Source organism: Tenacibaculum sp. UWU-22 (genome assembly GCF_041021355.1).
Classification (GTDB): domain Bacteria; phylum Bacteroidota; class Bacteroidia; order Flavobacteriales; family Flavobacteriaceae; genus Polaribacter.
In genome coordinates, this window is the sequence record NZ_JBFNGP010000008.1 from 1 (window position 1) to 8,789 (window position 8,789).

Below are 8,789 nucleotides of genomic sequence, written 5' to 3' on the forward strand. Positions count from 1 at the left end.
TACACTTTTTTCTAATAGGAGGTTATGTGTTTGATTTAAGTGAAAACACGAAGTTTAAACCAGCATTATTATTTAAAGGTGTTTCAGGAGCACCCTTATCGTTAGACGTATCCGCATCATTTTTGTTCAACAAAAAGTTCAGTGCAGGGTTATCATGGCGATGGGACGATTCTATAAGTGCTCTTGTAGGTTTTCAGGTTAGTCGAGGGCTCAATATAGGTTATGCCTATGATTTAACATCGTCAGAGTATAGTAATTACAATTCAGGAACCCATGAAATAATGGTGCGTTACGAAATATTTAAAGACCCTAAAATTATATCTCCTAGATTCTTTTAAAGTACTAATAATGAGTTAGGTATAATAAGCATAGTAAATGTTTTTTAAAATAAAAAAACAACTAAAAATAATAAACAATTAACAAACGAAATAAAGCAGTATTAACGAAGTATTTTTATAAAAAAAGCATAATATTTTTTTTTCTTAAAAAAATATTATATAATTATCATTATTTTTACTTTTTGGTTACTTTTGTTAAAGTATTAATAAATTTATCTTAAAAACACGTTAATATTAATGTCTCATATCAATTAAATTAAATTATGAATCAAAGGGCTATTAATCTAAAATCTAGAGTAAAAAAATACATTCTTATTTTTTTTGTATCTGTTTTTACCTTTCTTACACAAACAGCTTTTAGTAAAAGTATTGTTTTAAATACTGTTGATGCAAAAACTAATTTTTTTGTTGACAATAGTTTGCAGCAAAAAAATTATTTATTTCAACAAATAACACTTTTAAAAAGCAGTACGGTGTTTCAGTTGTTTTCACATGGTAAGCCAGGTGAGTTGTTACTTGATGGTAAGTGGAAAAACGCTGAGCAAATAGCTGTATTTTTAAAACATAAGCTAATAAAAAGTACGATTACTCAAATAAATATTTACGGATGCGAATTTGGTAAAGGTGCTAAAGGGCAGCAAGCGGTTTCTTATTTAGAGAAAACACTGGGTGTTTCTGTAGCGGCGTCTACTAATATTACGGGGGTAAATGGCGACTGGTTATTAGAAATAGGTAAGGTTCAAACTGATGCCTTTAAAAAATATGCCTATGATTTACAAAGCTGTGCTGGAGTTGTTGGGGGTACTGGCCCTGGTGATGATTTTGATGGAGACGGGTACTGTAATAAGGATGACGATGATGATGATAATGATGGAATTTTAGATTGTGTTGAAGCCCAATCGCAATTGATAAACGAAGAGTTAACGGGGCCTAGTATTTTTAAATCAGTATCGGCAAACAAGCCATCAAATATTCGTCCTTACAATAGTCAAGGTATTATTGATGGTAATGGAACTAGTTATGCAAATGGCAGTTATGCAGAGTGGGGGAGTGGTACTGGTACTGATTTTGGAGGCACGCCATTACTGTTAGATTTTACCTTAGCCGTTACTTTAGATGAGGTAACCAAATTTGTACTATATAATGATGCGGGGCAAGATTCGAATCAAGTAGTAGATTTTGAAGTGATAATTACATCCGATGCTGGGGTTATAACAGAACCCCATACAGCTGAGCCAGCTGGTGATAATGGACCACATAGGCAAGAGTTTTCTTTAACTCAAACCTATTATAATGTAACGGACATAGATGTTAGGGTTATTACAAAAGAGACGTCTAGTCCTGCTCAAATTACAGAGGTTTCGTTAATCGGTAGTGTGTGTATTCCACAAGATACCGATGGTGATGGTGTTCCAAATTACTTAGATTTAGATTCTGATAACGATGGATGTCCAGATGCTATTGAAGGTGGTGGTGGCTTAGTATTTGCTGATTTAAACCCTAATCGCACTGTAAAAGGTACTGTTGATGCAAAAGGTGTTCCTCTTGCTGTGTCTGGCGGACAAGACGAAGGTACTTCAGCAAATCAAAACATACAATCAACCGAGTGTGATTCTTGTAATTCGGTAAGTACTTTATTTGCAGATAATGATAAAGATGGTATAGGTGACGATTGCGATTTAGACGATGATAATGATGGGATTACAGATGTTGAAGAAGGTTTTGAGGATTATTCAAAAGTTGGAGGTTGTACTCCACAAGCTTATTTATCTTCTGGTAATCCATCTACTATATATAGTGTTTATAATGATGGTAGTTCTTCAGCACAATATACTTTTCCTGAAGGACATCGATTCAACGCAATAGGATATAATTACCATGATGGTTATTTATGGGGTATTGATATTGGTGTTTCATCTTTTGGAACTGATAATATTAATGAATTAGTAATTATTGACCCTACAAAAGGTGTTGAAGTAGCAAGAATTAATAACTCTAGTTTGACTGGAAAAACAGGTGCTAGTTTTGGTGGTAATTCAGGAGATATAGATATAGATAATAAGTTGTTTTATACTTATCATCCATCTGCTGGGTTAAATGTATATGATGCAGATCCTGATTCTTCAACTTATATGCAATGGATTGAAAACAAAGGTGGTAATAAGGGTAAAAATATTCCTGATATTACTTATGTGTATGGAACAGGTAAATTTTATGGTGTTGAGAATAAATCTAATATTTTGTGGGAATACGATAGTGCGAGTAATAGTTGGAACAATTTAGAAGCGATTACTAATTTACCTTCTGGTAGTTATGGGGCAGCATATTCAGATATGAATGGAATAATATATTTAGGTAATAATAGTACTGGAATAATATATAAGGTTGACCTAAATGCTTCAACATATACTGCTGAATACTTTACTCAAGGCCCTGCTGCTAGTAGTAACGATGGGGCTAAATGTGTGTTTTATACGATGGCAGGAGACTCAACACAACCAGATTATGACAAAGATGGCATTCCAGATTATTTAGATTTAGACTCTGATAACGATGGATGTCCAGATGCCATTGAAGGTGGGGCAGATATACAATATAGTCAACTTAACTCAGACATGGCTATCTCAGGTGGTGTTGATACTACCTCTGGAAGCACAACTTATGGTGTGCCAACAGCAGCAGGTTCGGGGCAAACAGTAGGGGTGTCTCAAAATGCAGCTGAAATGGTATGTTGTGATGCTGCTGTTTCAGGTTATCCAGACAATGATGGTGATGGTATAGCTGATAATTGTGATTTAGATGATGATAATGATGGTATTTTAGATGTTGTTGAGTGCCCAGAAAATTTTGTGTTAATACAACCTGATGATTGGAATACTGTTCCTGTAGCTGATTATCAAGCTGGAGGCGAACATTCTTTTCAAACAACAAATACTGGAGCTCCTTACACAGTAACAGTTACTACAGCACCTTCGCCAAATGCAGTTGACAATACGAGTATGAACATTAACACAGCTTCAGCCTCACCTACGTATTCAACCCTTGGTAATGGAGCAATAAACACAACTAGAAATAGCCCAAATGAAGCGGGTATATTAACTAAATTTGTATTGGATCGCCCTTCTAAAATAAAAATTGTTGGTCCTCAAAATTGTTTAAATAATGGGGAAACAGTAAGAGTGTATAGTGGTGAATCTGTTCTTAATGGTACTATATCAGGTAATATGTATAACCCAGCTTCCGTTTCTGGAAGTGGAACGAATGAGGTTATATTTCAAGCTCAACCTGCAGTAGGACCAGCGGTTTGTGGTCCCTCTTGGGAAGCCATTTCTACAGGTTATGTAACTAGTTTTGAGATAGAAAATTATTTATATCCAGGAAATTCACAAGGAGGTAATGAGCCTTTTCAAGTTTTTGTTCTTGAACAATGCGATACTGATGGTGATGGTATCCCTAATTATCAAGATATCGATAGTGATGGTGATGGATGCCCAGATGCAATAGAAGGATCTGCCAACATAACATATAGCCAGTTAAGTTCTGATGGAAGTATTAGTGGAGGCGTTGACACTACATCAGGTAGTCAGAGTTATGGTGTGCCAACAGCTGCAGAAACAGGGCAAGCAGTAGGTGAATCGCAAAATGCTTCAGTAATGGTATGTTGTGATGCTTCTGCTTCAGGTTATCCAGATAACGATGGCGATGGTATAGCTGATGATTGTGATTTAGATGATGATAACGATGGTATTTTAGATGCCGATGAAATGTTATGTAGTGCATTTCGTACCTTTAATTTAACCGATATATCAGGTTCGGGTGATTATATACTCAATTCTACACCCATGGATACTCCATACGGAGCAGCTGAAGCTTCAGCAAATATTACTTCAAATCATACAGCTACTTATTCTAAATTTCCTAGGGGATATGCAGATGGTGATTTAAACTTTGCAAATAGCATAAATACTGAGGTCTCAGAATATAAAATTGATTTTGAATTTCCAACCAATATAAAGTTATCACAAGCAGATGCCTCTGGCGCTTTTGAAAGCCTAGAAACTTGGACAATTTCAGTCGAAGGCGACAATTCTATGTTAACCGTTTCAGACCCAGGAGTTACCAATGTAGTTGCCGACAATTCAGGAACAAGTTATTATACAGGAAAACAACTTCAAAATATTACAGGAAATAATACCAGTCAAGTTAGTTTTAGCCCAGCTACTACCAATTCTAGTGGTTTTATTTCTCCTGATGATTCTCAATGGTCTGTTATTTCCAATAATGTAACAAGTCTTACGATTAGATTGGTTACAGCCAATCCGGGTGCAAATATTGCTAAAATTCGATTGTCCGTAGATTGTGTAAAATTAGACTCTGATGATGATGGAATACCTAATCATTTAGACTTAGACTCTGATAACGATGGATGTCCCGATGCAATTGAAGGTGGGGGTAATATACAATACGATCAGCTTAATACAGATACTAGTGTTTCAGGAGATGTTGATACTATCTTAGAAAGTGAGAGTTATGGTGTGCCAACAGCTACAGAAACAGGGCAAGCAGTAGGTGAATCGCAAAATGCTTCAGTAGTGGTATGTTGTGATGTTTCTGCTTCAGGCTACCCAGATAACGACGGTGATGGCATAGCCGATGATTGTGATTTAGATGATGACAATGATGGTATTTTAGATTCGGTAGAAATAGGTGCTGACCCCGATAATCCAATAGATACTGATGGTGATGGTACACCAGATTATTTAGATTTAGATTCTGATAACGATGGGTGTCCAGATGCAATAGAAGGAGCCGCAAACATAACATATAGCCAGTTAAGTTCTAATGGAAGTATTAGTGGAGGCGTTGACACTACATCAGGTAACCAGAGTTATGGTGTACCAACAGCTGCCGAAACAGGACAAGCAGTAGGTGAATCGCAAAATGCTTCAGTTGTGGTATGTTGTGATGCTTCTGCTTCAGGTTATCCAGATAACGATGGCGATGGTATAGCTGATAATTGCGATTTAGATGATGATAATGATGGTATTTTAGATACAGCAGAATGTCAGTCTTCAGAAGAAGAATTATTGGCAACAAATGTTTTTGATACCGATTTAGGTGCTGTAAGCCCACAAACAGGAGCAAGCTTTTCTACAAGTGTAGATGACAATGCAACGTATGAGTTCGCTTATAATTCTAGAGTAACTACGACAGCTTCCGATAAAAAAGTTCGCTTCAATATAAATAAAAATGTAGATAAAGAAGCTGCTGGAAACCCAAATAATGGGTATTTTAAACTAACAGATACAGATGTAGATGTTACTACAGACCCTAATAAGGTAGTGGTAGGAAATTTTATGGAGATTCTTGACTTTGATAACGCTCAATTAACTGTAGATATTGGAGTTTTTGATCTCGATGGAAACAAAGTAAGTGGCATTGGCGCTGTAAAATTTACCTTACTCAATTTTACAAATATTACAGGACCAACATTAACTGAAAATGGAGATTATCGTTTTGTAATAAACGAACTTGGACGGTTGTATAATGGGCGTATGCGATTTGAATTGGCTGATGGTTCTTTAATTAGTGGAGGCTCATTTACCTTTATTGACAATCCAGGTAATCGAGATGCTTTTTTAGTGAATTTTGGACGAACTTTTTGTTCAGACTACGACAGCGATGGTATACCGAATTATTTAGATTTAGACAGTGATGATGATGGCTGTCCCGATGCAATAGAGGGTGATGGTAGTTATGCCTTAACAGATTTACAGAGCGATGATAGTTTAGGCACAACGGTAGATTCAGATAGCTCAAGTGCAACTTATGGGGTTTCAATCGTTTCACCAGCAACGAGTGCTGTAGTTCAAGGAATAGGCAGTAGTGAAGATGAGAACACGTTTAGCCCAGCCTGTTTTGATTCAAAATTAGGTAGTTCAAAAAGTGTTGGTGAGCCTACGTTAAATCCAGACGGTACGATTGATGTGGCGTATACCATTACCGTAAAAAACATGGGCGATTCGATGTTGAGTTCACTTGTTTTAGAAGATGATTTAACAGCCGCTGATCAGTTAGGTGGCGCCTTTACGCCGAGTTCGGCAACAGATAGCAGTGGCGGGGTATTAGTAGCTCCAGTGGTAGCGTTGACCAATACCAGTGGCGATTCGGTAGCGCCAACAGCAAATACAGCTTACGATGGCGGTAGTGCTAATAGCGGCTTATTTGATGCTACGGCAAGTGCTTTAGCTCCAGGAGATGAATTAACAGTGACCTTTACGGTACGCGTAGACCCGAATGCTAGTGGAGCTGCAGATCCGTTACAAAACACGGCTACAGTAAAAGGGACCGATCCAAGTGGTACAACGGTATCAGACAAGACCGATTCAGGAGATGAACCAACAACCAATCCAGGAGAAGATGTGGGTACTCCAACGCCATTAACACCTCCTGCAACGAATCCAGAATTAGGTAGTTCAAAAGAGTTGGTGTCTATGACTTCAAATGCTGATGGTACGGTTGATGCGGTTTATAGCGTTTTAATAGAAAACACAGGTAATGTTAATATAAACAACCTTACCTTATCAGATAACCTTTCTTTGGCTAGCCAATTAGGCGGTGCTTTTACCCCAAGTTCGGCAGCAGATAGTAGTGGCGGGGTATTAGTAGCACCAGAGGTTACACTCACCAATACGAGTAAAAATTCGGTAGCGCCAACAGCAAATACAGCCTATGATGGCGGAAGTGCCAATAGCGGTTTATTATTAGGTACCGATGGTTTATTAGCCCCTGGCGATCAAGTTACGGTAACCTTTACGGTACGCGTAGATCCGAATGCCAGTGGAGCTGCAAATCCGTTACAAAACACGGCTACAGTAAAAGGTACCGATCCAAGTGGAGCCTCGGTAGAAGATAAGAGTGATAGCGGAACAAGTCCAACGTCTAATTCAGGCGAAGGCGTAGGCATGCCAACGCCATTAACGCCCCCAACAACGAATCCAGAATTGGGTAGTTCAAAAAGTGCGGGTGAGCCTACGTTAAATCCAGATGGTACGTTTGATGTGGTGTATACTATTACGGTACAAAATACAGGCGATGTTAACATAACAGCGTTAACATTAAGTGATAACCTAACTTTAATCAATCAATTGGGTAGTGCCTTTACCCCAAGTTCAGCTAGTGATAGCACAGGCGGTGTGTTGGTAGCTCCAGTTGTTGCGTTAGAGAAAAAAGATGAAACCAGTAATTCGGTAGCACCAACGGCAAATGCAGGATATGATGGCGGTATTGCTAATAGTGGTTTATTATTGGGTACGGATGGTTTATTAGCTCCTGGCGATAAATTTACGGTAACCTTTACGGTACGGGTAGATCCGCATGCCAGTGGTGCTCCCTCACCATTACAAAACACGGCTGTTGCGAGTGGTAAAGACCCCAGTGGTTCAACAACAGAAGACAGAACGGATAATGGAGACAATCCGACAGCCAATGCCGGCGAGGGCGTAGGTACGCCAACGCCATTAACCCCACCTGCGATGACTCCCAAGTTGGGTAGTGCTAAAAGTGCAGGAGAGCCTACGTTAAATACTGATGGCACCCTAGATGTTGTTTATACGATTATAGTAAAAAACATGGGCGATGTTGATATAGAAAAATTAACCTTATTAGATGACCTTACTTCTCCCGATCAATTAGGCGGTGCTTTTACCCCAAGTTCGGCAGCAGATAGTAGTGGCGGGGTATTAGTAGCACCAGAGGTTACACTCACCAATACGAGTGGTAAATCAGTAGCGCCAACAGCAAATACAAACTATAGCGGAGGTAATGACGGTTTATTATTAGGTACTGATGGTTTATTAGCTCCAGGTGATTATTTCACGGTAACCTTTACGGTACGTGTAGATCCTCATGCTGTTGATGCTCCTTCGACCTTACAAAACACGGCTACAGCAGGGGGTACCGATCCAAGTGGTTCACCAGTAGTAGACAAGACTGATACGGGAGGTAATCCAGCAACTAATCCAGGGGAGGAAACTGGTACGCCAACGCCAATAGTGGTACCAGCAATGTCTCCAAAGTTAGGTAGTGCGAAGAGTGTTAGTGAGCCCGTAGCTAATTCAGATGGCACGTTTGATGTGGTTTATACCATTGTAGTAGAAAACATGGGCGATGTAGATATAGATAAGTTAACTTTAGTAGATGATTTAACAGCAGCAGATCAATTAGGCGGTGCCTTTACAGCGAGTAGTGAATCAGATAGTAGTGGTGGGGTATTAGTAGCTCCAGAGGTTACGCTCACCAATACGAGTGGTAATTCGGTAGCACCAACGGCGAATTCAGCCTATGATGGTGGTAGCTCAAATAGTGGCTTGTTAGTAGGTACCGATGGTTTATTAGCCCCAGGCGATAAAATTACGGTAAGCTTTACGGTACGTATCGACCCTCATGCTA

The 8,789-nt window shown here is 38.9% G+C and carries 2 protein-coding genes; both read left to right on the forward strand.

Going from position 1 to position 8,789, the window contains the following annotated elements:
• Window positions 1-338: PorP/SprF family type IX secretion system membrane protein (locus AB2B44_RS10435; RefSeq protein WP_369049529.1), on the forward strand; the 338-nt coding region annotated here is incomplete at its 5' end.
• Window positions 339-601: 263 nt separating this feature from the next.
• On the forward strand, window positions 602-8,789 hold an 8,188-nt coding region (locus tag AB2B44_RS10440), incomplete at its 3' end, for a DUF4347 domain-containing protein (RefSeq protein ID WP_369049530.1).